A 21,697-nucleotide genomic window follows, 5' to 3' on the forward strand; every position below is an offset into this window, starting at 1 on the left:
ATAAAATAAGTACAGCTTTATTGTTATGCCCGGGCGCCGTGCGCCCGGGTCATCTGTTGCAGGTGCTATCAGGTAATGATGTGTTGCTGGTTTACAAGCTCGTCGTAGGTGGTTTGAACCCCATCAAGCGTAACGAGTGCAGTATTAGTGTAGGTGGCTCCTGCACCGTCACGGTCGATGGAGATCACGGTATTGCCATTACTATTAGTGACATGGAGATAATTTCCGAGCGTCGAGGCGCTACCGTTCCAGCCCACCAGCAGATCGCCGATGTCGATCTTATCTCCCTGCGCCAGCGAGAAGCCGGTCCAGTGATCCCCCGTCGCGCTGCTGACGTTACCCCCCGTGGCGTTGCCTGCGGTGCTGTTCAGCACCTGGTAAATCAGCGTATCGCCGTAGGCCGTACCGGTAATGGCGTCGTTATGCTCCGAGCTGATGAACTGCGGCGCCATATTGATGGTCAGCGTGGCGCTGTCCGTTTTCCCGTTGGCATCGGTCAGGGTGTAGTTGAAGGTCTCCTTCGAGGTGATGGTTGAGAGCGACACCCCGGTATTGAGGGTGTAGGTGTAGTGGCCGTCCGCGCCAATCGCCAGCGTGCCGTAATGGCCGGTAACGTTCACCGTTGCGCTGCCGTTATACGGATCCAGCGTGGTGGTCACGCCGTTGTAGCCGGTAACGCTCAGGCGAGTATCTACCGAGTGCAGCTGATCCATTGCCCCGGCGGAATCCGTGCCGTCGAAGATATTGCCGTTAACGAAGTGCCCGCTGGTGGCGTCGAACTGGCTGAGCGAGTAGGTGGTGCCGTTTACGCTTGGGGTAATGGTGATGTTACCCACGCTCAGTCCCGGTACGCTGCCGGTATAGCTCAGCGTATAGGTCCCGGCGTTGAGGTCCAGCCCGGTCAGCGGAACGTCGATGCTGCCGCCGAGCAGCGAGCCGCCGCTGAAGGAGCCGGTACGGATCGCGCCGTTGGCATCGCTAATCGTCCAGTTCACCGTCAGCCCGCCCAGCGCCAGCAACGAAGCAACGTTAAAGTGCAGCGACGCGTTATGCAGGGCGGTGTTCGGATCCACCACAAAGGTTCCGCTTCCGCTGCCCTGGGTTGATGAGAAAAGCGCGGTCGTCCAACTGGCGCTGCCGACGGTGGTATCGGAGTAGGTCGACGTGTGGTGTACCGAGGTGACATTCATCACGGCACTGACATCGTTAACCGCATCCATCGCCCGCGCGGTTGGGGTGATGTTGAGCGTCGCCGTGTCTTTCGACCCGTCTGGCGCGGTGATGGTGTAGACAAACGTATCCGGGGTGCTGATATGGTCCGCGCCCACGCCGCTCTTCAGGGTATAGGTGTACTGGCCGGACGAATCGATGGTCAGCGTGCCGTATTCACCCTGAATGGTGGTTGTTCCACTGCCGTTGACCGTCACGCCGTTCACGTCCGAGACCACAGTTCCCGCCGGAACAGGGTCGTTTGTCAGCACGTCGCCCGTGGTTGTCTCGCTGATGCTCGCCACGCTGTAGACGTGATCCTGCAGGACGCTCAGCGTGTAGGCCGTCAGAGCGGTGATCCCCGCCGCGGTGTTCAGCAGGAACAGGTACTCCCCGGCAGGCAGGTTCAGCGTCAGCTGAGGCGAGGTGCCCCCCAGCAGCGGGGCGCGCAGCCAGCCCGACTCGACGCGAACCTGCTCGAAGGTCTGGGTCGCGTTGTTGAACTTATAGACGTACAGATCGAACACCGACGCCAGCGCCACGCCGCCAACGGAGGCCTGGATGGTCATGGTGCGCGTCGTGCCTTCCTCCACGTTATAGATAATGGGGTTGGTCATGTCGTCCAGCAGGTTCAGCCCCAGCGTGTTGCCGAGATTAATGCCCACCAGAGTAAAGCCGCCCTGAGACGAGGTGCCGTTATTAATCTCGCTGACGGTGGTGTCAAAGGTCAGCGAGGCCGTGTCGTCAACGGCGACAATGCCGTTCGTTACGCTGCCCGCACCGAGCGACAGCACGAGGTTCGCCGACGCGCTCACGCCGTTATGGGTGATGGTGTAGGTGAAGCTCTCCGTGCGGCCAATCACCGCGGCGCTGGTGTCGGTAAGGTTGTAGGTGTAGCTGCCGTCGCGGTTAATGGTCAGCGTACCGTACTGCCCCTGTACGACCGTGCCGTCGGCGTTCACGCTGGTGGTCACCCCCAGGGCGTTAGTAACGGCGGAAACGGTGGTCCCGGCCGGCGCGTTGTCGCTGCCCGCGGTCGGGTCGGTATCGAGGATCACGTTGCCGTTCAGGCTGGTGTCGCCCGTTACGGTGCCCGCGCTTGTCTCTTTCACCGCCACGTCAAGGCTGGTGTAGGAGCCGGTGGCCAGCAGGTTGGTGTTATAGCTGAGCACGCGATAATCGCCGTTCGCCAGCCCGGTCAGGTTGAGCGATACGCCGGTGGCCCCCAGCGTCAGCAGGTCGGCAAACTGCGGTTGTCCGGTATCGATAACCGTGGTCCAGGTGCCGTTGACGCTGTCGAAGCGCTGCACCACCAGCTCAAGGGTGTTGAGCAGGGAGAGCACGGCGCCGGTGGCGTTGGCATTCACCACGATATCGGCACTGCCGCCGCTGCCTACCGTGAAGTCCACCTGCGCGGTGTCATTCCCCAGCAGCGTCAGGACATTGCCCACCGCACCCACCAGCAGGAAGCCATAATCGCTGTACTGGCTGTTGGTGACGGTGGCGGTGGTGCTGAGATCCAGCTCTTCGACGTTATTGCTGGCGGAGAGCGGTACTACCGGCGCGAGGACTGAACCAGGCAGAGAGGTATTGCCCGCGGCGTCGGTGGCGGTGATCTGCAGCGTCTGGCCTTCCGTCTGCTTGTTGAGGAAGGTGTAGCTGTAGGTCCCGTTGCTTCCTGCAGTGGTCGTCACCGTGGTGCCGTCGGCAAGGCGGATGGAGACGGTGCTGCCGGCCTCTGCATTCCCGGTCAACACGCTGCCGTCGGCGTTAATGGTGCCGGTCGGTGCCGTTGGCGCGGTGAGATCGACGATCACGGTGGTCGCGCCGGAAACCGGGCTGGTACCCGAACCGTTGCTCGCGGTGGCGGTAAAGGCGTGAGCGCCTTCGCCTAACGCCGGGGTGGTGAAGCTCCAGTTGCCTGAACCGTCCGCGACCACGGTGCCCATCGACACGCCGTTGTTATACAGCGTGACGGTGGAACCCGCCAGGGCGGTCCCGCTCAGGGTTGGGGTGGTATCGTCGGTGGTTTTGCCGTTGGTCAGATTGCCGGTCACGGTGCCCACGTTATCGTTGATGGTGGCGATAACCGGCGCGTTCGGGATCGGCGTGACGGGCGCAATCACCGAGGCGCTGACGCCGGCGTTACCGGCTTTGTCGGTGGCGTAGACCAGCAGGGAACCACCGTCGGTCTGCGCCGGGGTGATGGTCGCGTTAAAGTTCCCGCTTCCGTCCGCCGTTGCGGTACCGAGCACCGTTCCGGTACTGGTGGTGATGGTGACGGTACTGCCCGCTTCGGCGGTACCGGTGACGTGCGTCCCGTTGGTGATCACCGCAAGGCTGCCCGGTGCGCCAGGCGCGGTCAGATCCACCGTAATGGTGGTAGGGGCCGATGCCACGCTGGTGTTGCCCGCCGCATCCGTGGCGGTGGCGGTGAAGGTATGCGAGCCTTCCCCCAGCGTAGTGGTTTGCGGCAGCGTCCAGTTGCCGTTGGCGTCGGCGGTGACCGTGCCAACCAGGGTGCCACCGTCGTAGATGCGCACGGTGGCGTTGGCTTCGGCGGTACCGTTCAGCGTTGGGCGCGCGTCGTTGGTCGGGTTGCCGCCGGTTATCGGTCCGGTGATGCTGCCCACATCATCCACTACCGAGCTGATGGCCGGGGCCGCTGGCGCGGTGGCATCCACGTTAATCACATACCCGGTGGTAGGCGCGCTGGCGTTGCCGGCCGCATCCGTCGCGGTGAAGGTCAGACTGTGCTGCCCGTTAGCGAGCGGCGTGGTCGGCGTAAAGCTCCACGCTCCGCCGGTGGCGGTCACGCTGCCAATCTGCACGCCGTTATCGAAGATTTTCACCGTCGCGCCCGCTTCCGCCGTACCGGTCAGGGTCGGCTGCGCGTCGTTGGTTAACCCGCCGTCGCCGATCGGCGTGGCGGCATTACCGACGTCATCCACAATGCTGCTCAGCACCGGCTGCGCAGGCGGTGTGGTGTCGATAGTCAGGCTGAAGGTTGCTGACGGATCGCTGGTGTTGCCAGCCGCATCCGTCGCGCGGGCCGTGAAGCTGTGCGTGCCCGTCGCCAGCGTGGTGTTAAGCAGAATGCTCCAGCTTCCGCTGGCATCCGCGGTGCCTGTTCCCACAAGCGTTGTGCCTTCAAAGATATTGACGGTGGCAAACGGCTCGCTGGTCCCGACGAGACGTGGAATTGTGTCGTCGGTGGTCTGCCCGGAGCTGAGCGCTCCGGTAATGGTGCCCACATCGTCAATCGCCTGGCTGATAACCGGCGCGTTGGGAGGGGTGGTATCCACCACCAGCGTAAAGCCTGGCGAGGCCGGGCTGACGTTGCCGGCCGCATCGGTGGCCGTAGCGGTCCAGGTGTGGCTGCCGTTCGCCAGCGGCGTGGACGGCGTAAAGCTCCATGCGCCGCTGCCGTTCGCCGTGGCGGTGCCGACCTGCTGACCATTCTCGTAAATCGTAATGGTGGCATTGGCCGCCGCCGTACCCGTCAGCGTTGGCGTGGTGTCGTCGGTACTCTGTCCGGAGGTGAGCGGGGCCTGTACGCTGCCGGCATTGTCCGCCGCGGTCGAGATAACCGGCGCTGACGGCGCAATAGTGTCCACCGTCAGGTTAAACGGTGCCGTGGTGGCGCCCGTGTTGCCTGCCGCGTCGGTGGCGTTGAAGGTGATGGCGTGCGGCCCCTCGGCGAGCGCGGTGTCCGGGGTAAAGGTCCAGTTCCCCTGAGCGTTGACCACCGCGGTGCCAATCTCGCTGCCATCAACAATGATGTGCACCGTGGCACCGATTTCGCCCGTGCCGTTGAAGGTTGGACGCGCGTCGTTGGTGCTGTTGCCCGTGCTGAGCGTACCCGTCACCGGGCCGACATCGTCAATTACGCTAACGATCCCCGGCGCGGAAGGGCCCGTGGTATCGACCGTGAAGACGAAGACCGGCGAGTTGGCGGAGACGTTACCGGCGGCATCGCTGGCGTTGATGCGAATGTTATAGCTGCCATCCCCCAATCCTGGGTTAGGGGTAAAGCTCCAGTTGCCGTTAACGTCTACCGGGGCGGTGCCAATTTCCACGCCGTTGTTCAGAATGTGGATGGTACTGCCCGCGGTACCTCTCCCGGTGAGGGTTGGCGTGTCGTCATTGGTGACCTGGCCTGTCGTGAGATTCCCGACAATCCCGCCCGCCGCGTTGTCGCTGACGGTATCCAGCACAGGGACCGCGGGGGCCGTCAGGTCGACCACCACGCCCCACGTATTGGAGACCTGGCTGACGTTACCCTGCGGATCGGTGGCGATGACGGTAAAGCTGTGCAGCCCTTCACCGAGGGCGGTGTCAGGGGTAAACGTCCATGCGCCGGTGCCATCCGCGGTGACCACGGCAATCTGCGTGCCGCCGTCAAAGATCGTCACGACGCTGTTTGCATCTGCCGTACCGGTAATCGTTGGCGTCGCGTCGTTAGTCGGATCGCCGCTGACCACGGTGGTGGCCGCGTTGCCGACGTTATCGGTGACGTTGGTAATTGTCGGTGTGGTTGAGATCGTATCAACCACGACGGTAAAGCCTGCCGAAGGTCCGCTCTGGTTTCCGGCCGGATCGGTTTCGCGGATGGTCAGAACGTTATTACCCTCCGCCAGCACGGGCGTCGTGTAACTCCAGGTGCCCGTGCTGCCGACCTGCGTGGTCCCCAGCAGCACGCCGTTGCTGTAGACGGTGATGGTATCGCCCACCGCGCCGGTGCCGGTCAGAGTTGGCTGGTTGTCGTTGGTGGCCTGGCCGTTGGTCAATGGGCCGGTGCCAGGACCGACGTCATCAACCACCGCGCCAATGGTTGGGGTACCGGGAGCGGTGAGGTCGATGGTCACCGTGGCTGCCGGAGAGAGGCCGCTGGTAAAGAGGCCGACCGTGGTGGTGGCTTCAAAGAAGTGATTTCCTGGGCTCAGCGGTAACAGCAGCTGATAGCTCCATGTGCCGCCTGAGCCCACCGGGATAATCGCCAGCGGTATCAGGCTGCCGTCCTGGTAGAGCGTGACGGTACTGCCCGCGGGGGCCGTTCCGCTGATAACCGGGGCGGTATCGTCCGAGGTTTTACCCAGCACGTTGCCCGTTACGGTCCCGACATCGTCAGTGATGGCGGTGATGATTGGAACCTCTGGCAGATTGGATACCGTACCGCTGACGGTAAAGTCGGCCTCCGGGCTTGTACGCCCTGAGGCATCGGTTGCGGTCACGGTCAGGACAGCGCCATCCTGCTGAGCCGGGCTCAGCGCAATGGAGAAGTTGCCCCCAGTAGCCACCCCTGTACCGAGAACGTTGCCATTGCTGTCGGTCACGGTGACGGTTGCGCCCGCTTCGGCAGTGCCGGTCAACGGTGTACCTTCAATGGCTATACCGGAAACGACAGGTGCATCCGGATCGTTGGTATCCACCGTCACGCTAAGCGGGGCAGAATTGCCGGAGGTATTGCCCGCCGTATCAACCGCAGAGACGGTAAAGGTATGGGAGGTATCCGACAGCGTACTGCCTGCGGTCCAGCTCCATGAACCGTTCGGCTGTACCGTCACCGTTATGGGTGACGGGACACCGTCCACGGAAACGATCACCGTACTGCCCGGTTCGCCAGTGCCGGTGAGGGTTGGCGTACCATCGCGGGTGTAAAGGATGCTATTCGTGAACTGGCTGTCAGAGACCGCGTTAATCTGCGGTATTTCAGGTGCAATGCTATCGAGCGTGACGGTAAAGACCTGGCTGAGATCGCTGACGTTACCGGCGGCGTCTACTCCCGCAACGGTGATGTTCAGCTGGCCGTCAGTCTGGGTCGGCAGTGCAAGAGACCACTCACCGTTCGCCACGACGACTTGTCCGACCTTGACGCCGTTGTTATAGATGATTACCGTCTCGCCGTTGACGCCGGTTCCACCGACGGTCGGCGTGGTATCCGTGATAATACCGCCGCTCGGCTCGCCGCCGACGGCACTAATGACGGGGATATCCGGTGCCTCGGTATCCACAGTAATGGTAATTCCAGCCGAAGGATCAGAAACGTTGCCCGCCTCATCTGTCGCAGTGGCGGTAAATTCGTGGCTTCCCTCATCAATGCTGCTGTCAGGACGCCAGCTCCAGTTGCCAGTGCTGTCTACGGTGACGCGCCCCACTTCGGTGGCAGGCTGATTATTCACGCTGTCATAAATAATAATCACGTCGTTCGCCGTACCGGTGCCGCTGAGTACCGGACGCGGATCGTTAGTGGTTCCGCCATCGGCAACCGGACCGGTTATCTGGCTCACGCTGTCGGTCACGGTGGGGGCCGCAGGCGTGGCCGGTGGGTCGGTATCAATGGTGATGGTCACCGGCTGGGACGGGGCGCTTTCATTGCCCGCGCCATCCTTGTTGGTGACGGTGAGGGTGATGTCATAGGTTCCGGTCGCCAGCGGCGTCGTTGGCGTCCAGCTCCAGTTGCCGTCGCTGCCTACCGGGACCTCGTCAACTTTAACGCCGCCGATATAAATCGTGACGGTATCGCCCGCCTCCCCGGTGCCGCTCAGCGTTGGGGTGGTATCGCGGGTAACTTCTCCCGGGTTCAGCGCGACCTCGGTTGTACCGCCATCCGGATTGACGGTGACGGCCGGAGTGTCCGGCGTGGCAGGCGCGACGGTATCCACTACCAGGTCAAACGGATCGGAGACGGTGGTGTTCCCGGCGGCATCCGTGGCATGAACGGTGATCGAATGCGGGCCGTTGGTGAGCGGGGTGGTTGGCGTAAAGCTCCAGCCTCCGCTGCCGTCCAGGGTTGCGGTGCCGAGCAGAGTATTGCCGTCATAGAGGGTGATGATGGTGTCCGCTGGCGCGCTGCCTTGCAGCAGGGGCTGGGTGTCGTCCGTGGTATCGCCACTGTTGAGCGGTCCCTGCACGTCGCCAGCGTCATCGGTCACGGTGGCGATGGTCGCGGCAGGCGGCGGCGTGATATCGACCGTAAAGGTAAAGCCGCCCGAAGGGGAACTGCTGTTACCTGCCGCATCGGTCGCGACGACGGTTACGGTATGTTGCCCATTGCCAATCGGCGTGGTGGGGGTGAAGGTCCACGCGCCGTTGCTGTCTGCCACCGCCGTGCCAATGCCTGTACCGTCCAGACGAATGGTGACTGTCGCGCCCGGTTCTGCGGTGCCGTTAAGCGTCGGGGTCGGGTCGTTAGTGGTTTCACCGATGTCGAGCGCGCCGGTGCGGCCTTCAACATTATCCACCACCTGCGTAATGACCGGCGTGCCGGGGGCGACGCTGTCGACCGTAATGCTCCAGGTGTTAGAGGTTGCACTGGCGTTGCCTGCGGCGTCGATGGCTTTCGCGCTCAGCACATGTCCGCCTTCATGCAGATGCACGGTCGGGGTAAAGCTCCACTGACCGGAAGAGGGGATAACCAGCGTGCCGATTTGATCGCTGCCGCTGTAGATATAGAGCGTTGTGCCTGCTTCACCGGTACCGCTGATGGTAGGCGTTGCATCGTTGGTGAGCCCGCCCTGGCCGACAGGCCCCGTGGTGGCCGGGAAGTCATCGACCACCGAGAGAATCACCGGCGTTTGCGCCGGGGTAATGTCCGGCGCGAGCGCCGGCGTGGTTGGCCCGGTATTCCCGGCGGGGTCGGTCGCATCTGCCGTCAGGGCTTCGCCGTTGGCTTTTGGCGGGTTCAGCGTCACGCTAAAGTTGCCCTGGTCATCGGTGACTGCCTGACCTACGGTGACGCCGCCTTCGCGGATGGTTACGGTGCTTCCCGCTTCTGCGGTGCCGGTGACGGTGGTGCCATCCCCGGAAACGACCACGTTGTCCGGTGCAAGCGGCGCAGTGCTGTCCGGTGACGTGGCCGTACCCGGCAGGCTGACATTACCGGAGCCATCGGTGGAGATGACGGTCAGCACTTCGCCGTTGGTCTGGGCGGGGTTTATCGGCGTACTGAAGGTGCCGTCGCCGTTGGCTGTGGTTTCACCGATAACCGTGCCATCGGCTCCTTTAATGGTAACCGTGCTGCCCGGTTCCGCCGTGCCGCTGATGCTTTGTCCATCATCAGCGACCTGAAGGTTGCCGGGCGCCAGAGGTGGCGTGGTGTCTGCGGCGGTGACGGTCGCCGCCGGGCTCTGGTTGCCTGCGGCGTCAGAGGCCACGACCGAAATGAGCTGACCGTTGGTTTGCGCAGGGGAGAGCGTGGCGACAAAATTACCATTGCCGTCGGTTGTCGTGCGGCCAACGATCTCCCCGTTATTGTTGGTAATCACGATGCTGCTGTTAGGCTCGGCGGTACCGGTAATCTGCGTGCCTGCCGGGTTAAGGGTAATGACGGGAGTGTCCGGCGGTGTGGTATCCACGATGAAGACGATCGGCTGCGACATGGCGCTCTGGTTTCCGGCGCCATCGGTGCTCTGGACGGTAATGGAGTGAGAACCTTCCGCAAGCGGGCTGGTTGGCGTAATGGTCCAGGTGCCGTCTGGCTTAACGATCGCCTCGCCTACGAGCTTGCCATTATCATAAATGGAAATAGTGCTTCCGGGTTCTCCCCGGCCCGTCAGGCGCGGCTGAGTGGAGTCGGTAATCTGCCCCACGGCGAGGGCGCCTTTCAGCGAGCCGGTATCATCGTTAATCACGATGGCGCTGGGTGTGACCGGGGGAGTGAGATCCACGTTAAGGGTGAATGCGGGCGATGGGGTGCTGGTATTACCTGCCACATCCGTTGCCGTGACGGTGATCGAGTGGTTACCTTCACTGAGATTTACCGACGGGGTGAAGGTCCAGGTGCCGTTGCTGCCGGCCACTGCGGTGCCAATAGCGATAGAACCGTCATAAATGGTAATGGTGGAACCCGCTTCTGCGGTGCCGCTGATTTGTGGCCGCTGATCGTTGGTGTTGCCGCCGTTACTGATTGTTCCCGTCACCGGGCCGACATCGTCCGTTGCGCTGGTGATGACGGGGGCACCTGGCGCGGCTGTATCGACAATAAAGTTAAAGGCACCCGATGCCGGGCTGGTATTGCCAGCCGCATCGGTGGCGGTCGTGGTAATCGTGTGGCTGCCGTTAGCGAGATCGGTAGTCGGGGTAAAGCTCCAGCTACCTTTCGCATCCACCTGCGCGGTGCCAATCTTCTGGCCGTTATCGTAAAGGGTGATGGTGCTGCCGGGCTCGCCGATACCGCTTAAGGTCGGGCGGGCGTCGTCAGTACGCTGGCCGTTTTCCAGCGGGCCTGCCTTGTCGCCGACATCGTCATTGACTATCAGGATATCCGGAGCATCCGGCGCGGTGGTGTCCGGGGCGGTCACCGTTGTGCCCGGGCTGGTATTCCCCGATGGATCGGTAGCGGTGGCGGTAATCTGCTCGCCGTTGGTCAGCGGCGTCCCCAGGTCGATGGTGAATTTACCGTCGCTGCCGGTTTTACCCGTGCCAATCACATGGCCGTCGGCGTCTTTCAGCGTGATGGTACTGCCCGGTTCCGCGGTACCTGAGACGGTTTTACCATCCGCAGAGAACTGAAGACCGGTTGGGGCATTCGGCGGTGTCGTATCCGGATCGGAAGGGTTTGTCGGCGTGCCGGGGTTCGTGCCGTTGTCATTATCGTCATCACCACCGCCGCCGCCACCACCACTTGCCGCCGCCGCGATGCCGCCCGCGGCGACAATGCCGCCCAGTGCCCACGGCCAGATGGCGGCGCCACCGGCATCACTCCCGGACGAGGCAAGCAGCACGTCCGTTGAGGCGATAGATTCGTAGGTGGCGGCCCCGGTAGGATCTTCAATCCACCATAATGCGCCTTCGCTGTCCTGCAGAACCAGCTGGCTCGCCCCCTGAGCATCAGTGACGTAGAAGTTTTTAAGGGTAATCACCTCGCCGGAGTGGAGTGTGATCACCAGATCGTTACCGCTGCGGGCGAAATCGGCGACACTGGCCCGCTCGATATGAAGCTCAACGATAGAGGAATGGCTCAGCGTAACCTGGGTGCCTTCCGTGGTCGTTTCCACGCCAGTAAGTTTCGATATAACAGAGATTTGGCTCATTTAAGTATTACTCCAGCAGAAGTGTCGTGAACGGCGAGCAAGACGAGCCATCTCTGCTGAAGGTAAAGGGCGCCCCCGGCGCAGTTGCTGTTATAACGCAGCACTGACCGTTATTTTTAGCGCGCACGATGCCCGCCAGGATTTAGAGTGGCAACATCAGAGCGAATCTAATTACGTATCAAAGAGAACAGTTTTTATTCGTGTTTTTTGCCTTATAAAACCCTGTAATTAATAGAGGAATTGTTTTTGAGGATATAAAAATGATATAGACAGAAAACTGTAGTTGTGCAACTTAAGCTTTCGTAAATAGAGAGGTAAACAATGAAGTGGACATTGATGTATTGATGGTCTTTATAATTTTATTTTTTATCTTGTTGTTTTATAATGATTTTATTTTATGTGTTGGTGCTGGTAATTAATGCTGTTGTTGTGGTGTGATAATTGGTAGGGACCTCTTGGAATATAAATTAAAAGGCTATTGTTTATGCCTGCTTAATACGCATTTAAGTTAGGGTAACGTTTTTGATGTAAGATATATTATGTCATTTGTTAAATGAAAATATATTCTTATGCAGAATTAAAACTCTGCTAATGTGCGGAAAAAACAACGCCGGAGGGCAAGGATAAAATAACCTGTTTTATTTTCAATGCGGTTACGACATAAGCATGATTTTGGCCTGGCAAAAACTTCACCGAAGAACGAATAAAAATCATCAGTCGGGCGTTTACTGACGTCACTTCCTTTTACCCTGGAGCTTTATATGAACACGACCTCGCTTCGTTTGATCTCGGTGCTGATTTTTTCCCTGCTGTCTCCGCTGGCGCTGGCCATGGGCGATAATAGTACCGAGAGCAAAACGCCCGACTGTCCTTCCGGACAGGTGTATGACAGCGCAACCCAGAAATGCGTGCCGGACAAGAGCAGCAGCCTCAGCGACCAGGACAAAACCAACTATGCGTACCATCTCGCGAAGAAAGGGGAGTACCAGGCGGCGCTGAACCTGCTTGATTCGCTGAAAAATGGCAATACGGCTGAAGCGTGGAACTATCGCGGGTTCGCCACCCGCAAGCTTGGCCGCACGGACGAAGGCATTGGTTACTACCAGCGCGCGCTGGCTATCGCCCCGGATTATGCCAAAGCCCGGGAATATCTCGGTGAAGCGTGGATGGTGAAAGGACGGCCCGATCTCGCGAAAGAACAGCTGAAGGTGATTGCCGGTATTTGTGGCCAGTCCTGCGAGGAGTACCGTGACCTTCAGGCCGCCATCAACGGACATCCGGAATCCTGATTTTCTCGTGGAGGGAAAACACATCGCTACCCGTGAGGTTCGCCAACTGTTAGCCGAACACCTGCCGCGTCTCTGGCGCTATGGGCTGGTGCTGTCGCGAAACAGGGATATCGCCGAAGAGCTGGTTCAGTCCACCTGCGTCCGTGCGCTTGAAAGAAGCGGCCAGTATACGCCGGGCACGCGCATCGACAGGTGGCTGTTCGCGATCCTGCACTCCATCTGGATCTCTGAGCTTCGGGCACGGCACGTGCGTCAGGGGCAGGGGTTTGTGGCAAGCGACGAGCTTCTGGCCCCTGACACCCGTGAACAGGATGAAACGCGTCTGCATTACCTGAAGGTGATGCAGCGCGTCGGCGCACTCCCTGAAGCCCAGCGCAACGCGGTATTTTTGGTTTACGTCGAAGGCTTTACCTACCAGGAGGCGGCGGAGACCCTGGCGGTGCCCATTGGTACCGTGATGAGCCGACTGGCGACGGCGCGGGCAACGCTTGCCAGGTCCGTCGACGCACTGCCTCCGGTAAAGGAGAAACGCTCTTGAACTCGCACCGTTTTACACCGCCCTATAACGACGATGCTATCGTTGCATGGATAGATGGCGAGATGTGCCGCGCCGACGCGCAGCAGTTTGAAGAACAGTTGAAACGTGACGAACGCCTCGCCGGGCGAACCGACGAGCTGATGAAAAGCAGCCTGGATTACGCCGGGGCGTTTGCCTCCCTGCTGGATGACGCTCCCCTCGGAGCGATGCAGGCGCGTCTGGCGGCGCTTCCCGATCCACAGGCCTCCACGCCGGCTGGCGTGAGCAGGCGGTCGCTGATTGCGGCCTCGGTCAGCTTTTTGCTGGTCGGTTCCGGGCTGGGATATCTGCTGCGGCCCGCTTCAGCCCCTGACGATGAGAACGCCCATATTCGCGACCTCGAAGCGCAATATATGTCCCTTTACAGCGTCGAGACGCTGCTGGATATGGACAGCGCGGCGCCTGTCCTGCAGCGCGGGCTGGAAAGGGCAGCGCAGGACATCGGCGTGAAGCTGAACATGTCGCAGCTTGTCCTGCAGGGGGCAGAGCTAAAAATGGTGCGCATGCTGCGCTATGAAACCACCTCGATCGCGCAAATCGCGTGGATCGGCGCCGACTACGGCCCGCTGGCGCTCTGTATCTCCCCGGTTGATGAGAAGACGACGGCCTCTCTGCGCCAGGAGCAGCGGCACGGCATGAACCTGGCGTGGTGGCAGGATGCGGGATATCAGTTTGTACTGATTGGCCGCAACCCGCAGCCTCACCTGAGGGGAAGCGCGGAGCAGCTACAGCGCCTGATCTCAGGATGAGGGTACGCCGTGAGCCTGAATCGCAATGGCGATGGCAATACGATCGTCCACGACCAGGGCAAACTTATCCATCCCATAGGACGCGCGTGATATCGCCGTGGTGGCATCAAGCGTCAGAGCCTGCGCGTGCGGGTCTTTCACGACGGCCTCCAGGATCACTGGGCGGGCAATGTTGCGTACGGTGAGCGTGCCGAACACCCTGAACCGCCCGGCACCCACGTCGACTACGCGAGAGCTGATGAACTCGATAGTCGGGTAGCGCTCAGAATCAAAAAACATGTCGCTTTTCAGCTGCCAGGTGAGCAGCTTGTTTGAGGCCACCAGGGTTGCCACGGGAATGGTGACGTGGATGTGGTCGTCAACGTCGTTATTCGGATTGAGCGTCACGGCCCCCGTCACGCCGCTGAACGTCGCCCAGGAAAGGATGCCGCCGAAGGCATGCCACGATAGCCGAATGGCGGTGTTATCGGTGTCGATAAGGTAGCTTTTCGGGGCGGCCAGCGCCCACGGACAAACCAAAATCAGCAGTATCACCAGGCGTCGTAGCATTTCAGGATCTCTTTTAGGGGGGCAGGGAGTAAACGCGTCACCCCCTGGATCTATTCGGCTTTTCTGCGTCAGGATTTGACATCTTTTAATCGCGAGCGCGAAGGCGGAGCCGCATCGCATGAGCCTGGTGAGAAGTGTAGACGGCAGGAAGCAAAGCGGTGGGGAATAAAAAAGGCCGCGTGCGCGGCCTTTCGAAGGGATTACTCAGTGACTTTCTTTTCCAGCTCGCTGGCACCTTCTTTGGTTTTGTTCCAGCCTTTCTCTGCGCCTTCTTTGGTGGCATCCCACCCTTTCTCGGTGCCTTGCTTGGTTTTATGCCAGGCTTTCTGGGAATCTTCGCTGACCTTGCTGCCAAAGCTTTCGCTTTTACCTTCCGCAGCGTGCTTCTGTTTCAGCTTCAGCTCTTCACCTTTGTTCTGCTCTTCATGCAGTTTTTGCTTTGCCTCGTTGGCGTTTGCGTTCGCCGCCGCGACGGTATCGTCAGTTGCATGTGTGGTCGCAGCAAATACTGGGGAAGCCAGCAGAACGGCAGATAATGCGATAATTGTTTTTTTCATAATATCCTCATTTAACGTTATCGGTTATGAGCGTGGTTCAGCATGGCACAGGCGAAGCGGGATGGCTTTAGGAAAAAACTGTAATGAGATCAATGTGCCCTGATGAGGAGAATTTCGCCTGAGGATTATCCAAAGGATAAAAAGCCTATTTCAGCGAGGGCGGCAAGGGTCAGGAGAATGAAGATTATGACGGTTATGGGTTTGTACATATTTGGGTTCCTTCCGGGTTGGGCGGCTAATCCGTAGCGCTGTGTGGTGTTTTTTTATTCTGCATAGGGGGAGGGGCGGTGTCGTTGATGTTTGTCAAAGGGAGAGAGTACATTCCCAGGCGAGACGGTGAATGCGCTCTGTGAGGGCTGGACGTGATGATTGTGGCGGAGCGATCGAAGATTAAAAATATCTGGCCTGCCTATACCCTGCGCGATATTCTGTAATGCTTTGTCTTTTTTGTGAACAGGAAAAAGTATGCTAAGTACGTTACCCGATTTACACAGAAGTTTTGCAGAGCAACTCAAGCTTAAGTTTCAGTCTGACTCGCGGATTCACTCTCTTCTCGCTGGCGGCTCGCTTGTTCATGGCGGGTTCGATAAATACTCCGATCTCGATTTTGTCGTTGTGGTAGATCCTCTCTACTATGACGACATCATGGCGCAGCGTATTGTGCTCGCCGGAACGCTGGGCCATCTGCTCCATGCTTTCAACGGAGAACATGTCGGAGAGCCGCGTCTGCTTATCTGCCTGTATGGCCCCGAACTCCTTCACGTCGATCTGAAATTTGTCACCCTGGACATGCTCACTCAACGCGTTGAAGAGCCAGCAGTGCTGTTTACCCGTGATAACCTGGCTCTGGAACGACAACTGGCTAAATTTAAACCTCGCTGGCCTGATATGACGCCGGAGTGGTTTGAGTCCCGAGCCTGGATCTGGCTTCATTATGCGGTGGTGAAGCTGGGAAGGGGCGAACTTTTTGAAGCGATTGGCATGCTGTCATTCTTCCGGGAGCAAGTGCTGGGACCTATGCTGTTCCGTCGTGCAAACCTTCCGCAACGTGGTGTTCGCCGCATTGAATTCCATTGCATTGATCCTGATGGCCTGCTGACTTCCACGCTGGCAACGCACGATCGTGACTCCGTTAGCATGGCCATCAGTAAGGCTGTTGACGCGTATATCAATCTGCGGGCTGATGCGTTGCCGGAAAATATCGCAGACGATGCGGCACGCTGGGCGATTCTTGCCATGCTGAAAGCCGAAACCCAAACCTGAAAGGTTTTGGTCTGGTTCGCCCCGAGTTCAGACGACGTTTGCTGAAAAATGGTCGTCTGAATTTCGGTTGTGACGGTTTTACGGAATGCTTAGATTCATTTTCAATCTATCGAGAGGATATGGATATGAACTTTGCAGACCTCCACAACCAGCATGAACCCCTTCTTATCGCCAACGTCTGGGATGCCGCCAGTGCTGTCGCAGCGCAAGAGGCAGGTTATCAGGCACTGGGTACGTCCAGCGCAGCAATCGCGTCCACACTGGGATATGAAGACGGGCAGGGAATGCCGTTTGATGAGCTATTTTATATGGTCACCCGCATCCGGGCTGCCAGCAACCTGCCATTGAGCGTTGACATGGAAGCTGGGTATGGTGATTCAGCCGAAGAGATAACAGCCAATCTCAGGCACCTTGCTCAGACAGGCGTAGCAGGCGTTAACCTTGAAGACAGCAGAGTCATAGACGGGGTGCGTCAGCTTGAGGATGCCCTTGATTTTTCCTGTACCCTGAAAACAGTATGCGATGTGCTGAGAAGCGAAAATCATAGCCTGTTTCTGAACATCCGGACTGATACTTACCTGCTCGGGCATGAAGACGCGTTGCAGGAGACAATATTACGGGGTCAGCGCTATAAAGCTGCAGGTGCTGACGGCCTTTTTGTTCCCTGCCTGACGTCAGAGAAAGACATCAGCCTCATTGCAGAGGCAACGGATCTGCCTCTGAATGTCATGTGTATGCCCGAACTTCCGTCGTTCAACAGGCTGAAACGGGCCGGGGTAAGCCGTATTTCAATGGGCAATTTTGTTCATTCAGCTATTCAGTCAACGCTGACTGATGTTATGCATGCGATCCGATCTCGTCAGACGTTTGAAGGACTTTTTGGTGATGAAAATAACCGATAAGAATTTGTGTGATATCTGGTATCAGGCATTACTTGAACGTGCTTCAGAATATACTGGCGTGTTTTTTGTTGGCGTCAAAACCACGGGCGTATTCTGTATTTCAGTATGCCGGGCACGAAAGCCTAAACGTGAAAATGTCGAATTTTATAAAGATGCCAAATCTGCCCTTGCGGCCGGCTTTCGTCCCTGTAAGGTCTGCAGGCCTGCTGAAAATGCGCACAGCGCGCCATTATTTGTTGAACAGGCGCTTGCGCTTGTCAGGCGCGATATTAAATCCCGCGTAACGGACGCGGAGCTTCGTCAGCATGGGATCGGTCCGGAGCGGGTAAGACGCTGGTTTCTGCAACATCACGGCATCACTTTTCAGGCCTTCCAGCGAATGCAGCGGGTGAACGTTGCCCTGCAGGAGCTGAAAAGCGGACGAGCGGCGACTGACGTTGCGCTGGACAATGGCTATGAATCCCTGAGCGGGTTTGGTTATACCTACAAGCGGCTTACTGGCGCAGCGCCGACTCAGACAACCCAGGTGATTGTCATTCACCGGTTTACCACCACGCTTGGGCCGATGTTTGTCTGCGCAACAGAGCGGGGAGTCTGCCTGCTGGAGTTTACCGATCGCCGGATGTTAGAAACAGAATTTCGCGATATTCAGCGTTTATTTAACGCCAAAATAGTCACCGGAGAAAACAGCCATACCCGGCAGACGGTAAAAGAAATCAGCGAGTATTTTGCCGGAACCCGCCGACAGTTCGATCTCTCTATAGATGCTCCGGGCAGTGATTTTCAACAATCCGTCTGGCACGAGCTGCGTGCCGTTCCCTATGGACAGACTTCACACTATCAGGCCATTTCGCTACGGTTGAATAAGCCAAATGCTGTGCGCGCCGTCGCTGCTGCTAATGGTGCAAACCGAATTGCGATTGTGATCCCCTGCCACAGGATAATTGGAAAAGATGGCACGATGACGGGTTACGGAGGGGGGATTTCTCGAAAAGAATGGCTCATTGAGCATGAGAGGAAGAATGTTTAATGGTGGGACATTTTGAGGGTACAAAAAAGCCCGCAGAGCTTGCACTGAGCGGGCTTTCAGGACTTTATCAGACGCGGAGTTTGGATACTTCTCAGGAGCATTAATCTAGCTCAGCGGAAAGCCTTTTCATTCTGATAAATAGTGACTTCAGCTTACGTTTTCCGACGCCGGTGCGGCAGATATCGTTATGTACTTTTTCAGACCTGACTCCCGTTTAACCCCTTTTGGATCGGAAGCAAAAGGAAGCCGCAGACGAGGTGAATCTGATACTTTCAGTGTCCAGATATAATCCCCAATAAACCTGAAGCCCACGCTATCGTCAGTGACCTGGAGATCCGCAAAACTCCCTGTCGAGTACTCATTTCCCAAACGAACAATTTCTTTAAGCCCTTCATGAATGTCAATAAGGGCAATCGTCAGGGATTCCTCGAAAATAATGTCATCCGTCAGAAACAGGATGTAACGCGGTTCATTAACCTGGACCGCGGCTTCAAGCACTTGTCCCGGTACAATAATGCCTGTGCTTTTACCATTGAGCACAACATCAGATTGATACTGGGATACATCGGTAGCTTCGCGAACTTTAACCAATGATATTGAATTAATTTGTTTCATAATCAATTCCACAAACGTCCCATTTCCCATGCGGCAAGAGCGCCGCCGACGAAGCCACTAATAGCCACTGCAAACCGCGCCCGAAGCACCACTTGCGTAGGAGCCCCTCATTGAATGATAAGGCTGCCGGGCAATTTCTGAAATCCATTGAAGCCAAAAAAGCAACGTTGCTCAGGTCGGGAATATGACTCACATCTCCTAAACTCAACTTTAGGATAACGTTGTGGAGTATGTTTTGGACGATACCAAAGGCCAGTATTAGGATCTAGTTCACCAGCTTAAACAGGGAAAGGTTATGGATACGACCGAACAGTTAAACGGAACATACTTCATTTGATGGAATGAGCGTCGATAAAGAGGAGCTACTTTACTGGCTTATTCTGGATGAATTTAAAAAGCAGTTTAGTGATGTGATTGATTTGTTGGCAATTGCTTCCATGTTAGTCAGCTTGCCGGTAATCCCTGTCAGCGGGAAACTGGGGGCTGGTGCTGCAACCAGGGGGACAAGCCCGCTTTCTCTTGGGCTTCGTACGCTTATTCGACAGCGTTTTAAGCAGGGCCGTAGAACCATTACCTGGGCAAAACTTTTGCGTGGCGAATGGGCATACACAACCAGTATAGGAGCATACATCGGGAGATGGCTCCCTTGGGTTGGTGCCGTACTGACGGCCTATAACCTTGCCATGATCACCCATAACGTTATCCACCGTTATCAGCTTATTCTTGGACCAGGAGAAAGGTAATGACTGACAAAGCAGCACTCGTCAGAGAACTCATTAAAAAACACTTCTGGGAAATGTCTGACGATACTTCTGTAAGTACAGGTAAACAAAGTGTACTCCCGGAAGATATGACGGATTTTCTTGAGGAGTATTCAGAAAGTCTGGATGTGGATATGTCTGGCTTTGTCTTTAATCGATATTTTCCAAATGAGGGGATTCGCTTCCTGCCAAATGCCATATTGCCTCGCTATCTTAGAACAGATCATCATGCACCCGAACCGTTAACAGTAAGCATGCTTATCGATTCGGCAAATGCTGGTCGCTGGCTTTTTTAATAGGAAGGTAAAATGAACTGCGGCAATATCCGCCCTTTTTAGGGCTGATAATAGGCTGGTAGGTTATTTTTGTGAGTGACGACTACGGCCGCTGGAGCCTGCAAACGCTGTGCGAGATTATTGACGTGAAAAAGGAAATGAAACAGGCTGCCGGTTGCTACATTCGCTAGCCTGAGGAGGTGTAGCGCTTCAGCATCAATAATAAACTGAACGATTTTATGTAGACGCACGGCGGGAACACTCCAGGATAGAGGTTCGGATTTAATGAGTTGCCTTCAGACTTCGCGGGACAAATTGAGGGCACAAAAAAGCCCGCAGGGCTTGCGCCGTGCGGGCTCTTAGGACTTCATCGGATGACTCTGGTAATCACCGATGGAGAATTTTGGTGGAGCTGGCGGGAGTTGAACCCGCGTCAGTATTGATATAACTGATTGTAATATTTGATTTTTATTTGATGTAGATCACATACGTATCCTTTGTGGATTCTTTAAATCTGTGTTATTCGTGTAATATTAAATTTTAAATTAAAATGGATGTTTATAATGACCATTCAGGAAATAGTTCAACAACGGAATATTACTAAGTTATTTCATTTTACACACACTGATAATCTAGCCTCCATTATAGAGAGTGGGCTTTTATCGCGTTCAGACCTTGATGCCGAAGGGGATGACTACAGTTTCAATGATTCTGAAAGAATTGATGGGCATCTTGATGCGATATGTTTGTCAGTAAGTTTCCCTAATGCAAAAATGTTCTATAAATGTAGGATGTTAAAGCCTGGGAACTGGGTTATATTGGAAATTGACCCTTCAGTTCTTTGGGATAAGGATTGTGCATTTTATCCTACGAATGCAGCTTCAAATAATGTTCGTCTCAATGATCTTGAGTTAATGAAAGGAGCCGAAGCATTTAGCGCTTTATTTGCAAATGAAGTATATGGGACTACGAGAGAAGATTATCTTACGGATCAATATACAACAGATGTTCAAGCTGAAGTGTTAGTATTTGAAAAAATTGATCCATCATATATAGTGAAATATATACATCCTAACAAAGATTCATATAAACCATTTAAAGAGGAATATCCACAGACAAATCAACGCTACTATGCTAATCTTAATGGTAAGACGCTCTTCTCCCAGAGACATTATTGTTTAGGATAAGTTATGGCCGTTAGACCTGTTTTCATACCTACAAGCACTGGACAAGTCTTGTCAATTACGAAAGACGTAGATTTTCCTTGGTCCCCAGGGATGTCTAAGTCGCAAAAGCAAAAATCGATCAGGGCATTACATTCAGCTGCTAGTGGTCTGGGACTGTACTCTCTATTAGAAATATCGAGTAAATCCGAAGATATAAGAGGAGTGCAGCTTAGTGCATTTAATCTCAGAATCAAAACCAAAAAATTAGGTAAAGAATTTTCTGTTGAGTCAGCATTTCAGGCAAGTAAAGTTTTTGAAAATGGTGGGCCTTTTGTTGATATATTAGATAAAACTTCGATTGAAGCTAAAAAAGATATAAGACTTAAGGAGTCAGGAGGATTAGTAAGTTTTAATTTTTACAATACAATATGGCCACTTATCCCTAGAACAGCTTTTTATGATTGGCTGTATTTGAGTGCGCTCAATCAAAATAAAGATCTGGCTATGAATCTTTTAAATTTCGATGGTTTCACTGATATTGAATTTAACCCAGCTAAATCTATTAATTGTCAAGCAAGAACTGCAGCTCTATTTGTTTCTTTGGTTAAAAGAAATATGTTAGAAAAAGTTTTATCTTCGCAAAGTGAATTTCTTGCGGTGTTGGCATCACATTATGGGGTTGAGAATTACACAGTGCAAAATGTATTGATATGACTAATGG

At 56.0% G+C, this 21,697-nt stretch carries 13 protein-coding genes and 1 pseudogene; 10 read left to right on the forward strand and 4 right to left on the reverse strand.

Annotated elements, in window-relative coordinates; genetic code table 11:
• Positions 1 to 68 precede the first annotated feature (68 nt).
• Entirely contained in the window at positions 69 to 11,243 is an 11,175-nt protein-coding gene (locus ABR39_RS18525) for a BapA/Bap/LapF family large adhesin (protein WP_047348110.1), read from the reverse strand.
• Between the two features lie 761 nt (positions 11,244 to 12,004).
• Here ABR39_RS18525 and ABR39_RS18530 point away from each other — a divergent pair.
• Genes ABR39_RS18530 through ABR39_RS18540 form a run of 3 tightly spaced genes read left to right on the forward strand, consistent with a single transcriptional unit; the run spans position 12,005 to position 13,858 of the window.
• A complete protein-coding gene (locus ABR39_RS18530; RefSeq protein WP_047348111.1) occupies positions 12,005 to 12,532 on the forward strand; it encodes a tetratricopeptide repeat protein in 528 nt (175 codons plus the stop codon).
• Positions 12,533 to 12,539: 7 nt separating this feature from the next.
• Positions 12,540 to 13,070, forward strand: a complete 531-nt coding sequence (locus ABR39_RS18535) for an RNA polymerase sigma factor (RefSeq protein ID WP_047348112.1) — start codon at positions 12,540 to 12,542, stop codon at positions 13,068 to 13,070.
• Positions 13,067 to 13,858 carry an anti-sigma factor family protein gene (locus ABR39_RS18540; protein WP_047348113.1) on the forward strand — a complete coding sequence of 264 codons (792 nt, stop codon included), beginning with the start codon at positions 13,067 to 13,069 and terminating at the stop codon, positions 13,856 to 13,858. Before ABR39_RS18535 ends, ABR39_RS18540 begins: the two co-directional genes overlap by 4 nt.
• Here the strand turns inward: ABR39_RS18540 and ABR39_RS18545 are convergent.
• Positions 13,850 to 14,407 (reverse strand): YceI family protein, encoded by a 558-nt coding sequence (locus ABR39_RS18545; protein ID WP_047348114.1) that lies wholly within the window; start codon positions 14,405 to 14,407, stop codon positions 13,850 to 13,852. The genes ABR39_RS18540 and ABR39_RS18545 overlap by 9 nt on opposite strands.
• Before the next feature lie 200 nt (positions 14,408 to 14,607).
• The gene (locus ABR39_RS18550) at positions 14,608 to 14,964 is read right to left on the reverse strand and encodes a hypothetical protein (RefSeq protein ID WP_047348115.1); all 357 of its coding nucleotides are present in this window, start codon (positions 14,962 to 14,964) and stop codon (positions 14,608 to 14,610) included.
• Between the two features lie 465 nt (positions 14,965 to 15,429).
• On the opposite strand from ABR39_RS18550, the gene ABR39_RS18555 reads away from it, so the two are divergent.
• The 3 genes from ABR39_RS18555 to ABR39_RS18565 all read left to right on the forward strand — a co-directional run bounded on the left by ABR39_RS18555 (position 15,430) and on the right by ABR39_RS18565 (position 18,159).
• On the forward strand, positions 15,430 to 16,227 hold the full coding sequence (locus ABR39_RS18555; protein WP_047348116.1) for a nucleotidyltransferase domain-containing protein: 798 nt from the start codon (positions 15,430 to 15,432) through the stop codon (positions 16,225 to 16,227).
• Between the two features lie 125 nt (positions 16,228 to 16,352).
• Entirely contained in the window at positions 16,353 to 17,129 is a 777-nt protein-coding gene (locus tag ABR39_RS18560; RefSeq protein WP_047348117.1) for an isocitrate lyase/PEP mutase family protein, read from the forward strand.
• Positions 17,113 to 18,159 (forward strand): bifunctional transcriptional activator/DNA repair enzyme AdaA, encoded by a 1,047-nt coding sequence (locus tag ABR39_RS18565; protein WP_047348118.1) that lies wholly within the window; start codon positions 17,113 to 17,115, stop codon positions 18,157 to 18,159. The genes ABR39_RS18560 and ABR39_RS18565 overlap by 17 nt, the downstream gene beginning before the upstream one ends.
• 147 nt (positions 18,160 to 18,306) lie before the next feature.
• Here ABR39_RS18565 and ABR39_RS18570 read toward each other — a convergent pair whose 3' ends face one another.
• Positions 18,307 to 18,774, reverse strand: coding sequence for a hypothetical protein (locus ABR39_RS18570; RefSeq protein WP_052952204.1), 468 nt, complete (start codon positions 18,772 to 18,774; stop codon positions 18,307 to 18,309).
• A 295-nt stretch (positions 18,775 to 19,069) separates the two neighbouring features.
• Here ABR39_RS18570 and ABR39_RS18575 point away from each other — a divergent pair.
• The 4 genes and pseudogenes from ABR39_RS18575 (at position 19,070) to ABR39_RS25070 (ending at position 21,690) form a co-directional block, all read left to right on the forward strand.
• Positions 19,070 to 19,517, forward strand: a pseudogene (locus ABR39_RS18575) (STM2901 family protein).
• Entirely contained in the window at positions 19,517 to 19,831 is a 315-nt protein-coding gene (locus ABR39_RS18580) for a DUF1493 family protein (protein WP_047348120.1), read from the forward strand. Before ABR39_RS18575 ends, ABR39_RS18580 begins: the two are co-directional and overlap by 1 nt.
• Before the next feature lie 542 nt (positions 19,832 to 20,373).
• Complete coding sequence (locus ABR39_RS18585; RefSeq protein ID WP_047348121.1) at positions 20,374 to 20,997, forward strand: DarT ssDNA thymidine ADP-ribosyltransferase family protein; 624 nt, start codon at positions 20,374 to 20,376, stop codon at positions 20,995 to 20,997.
• Between the two features lie 3 nt (positions 20,998 to 21,000).
• Complete coding sequence (locus ABR39_RS25070; RefSeq protein WP_072059260.1) at positions 21,001 to 21,690, forward strand: DarT1-associated NADAR antitoxin family protein; 690 nt, start codon at positions 21,001 to 21,003, stop codon at positions 21,688 to 21,690.
• Positions 21,691 to 21,697 lie beyond the last annotated feature (7 nt).

This window comes from Enterobacter genomosp. O (genome assembly GCF_001022965.1).
In the GTDB taxonomy this organism is placed as follows: domain Bacteria; phylum Pseudomonadota; class Gammaproteobacteria; order Enterobacterales; family Enterobacteriaceae; genus Enterobacter; species Enterobacter cloacae_L.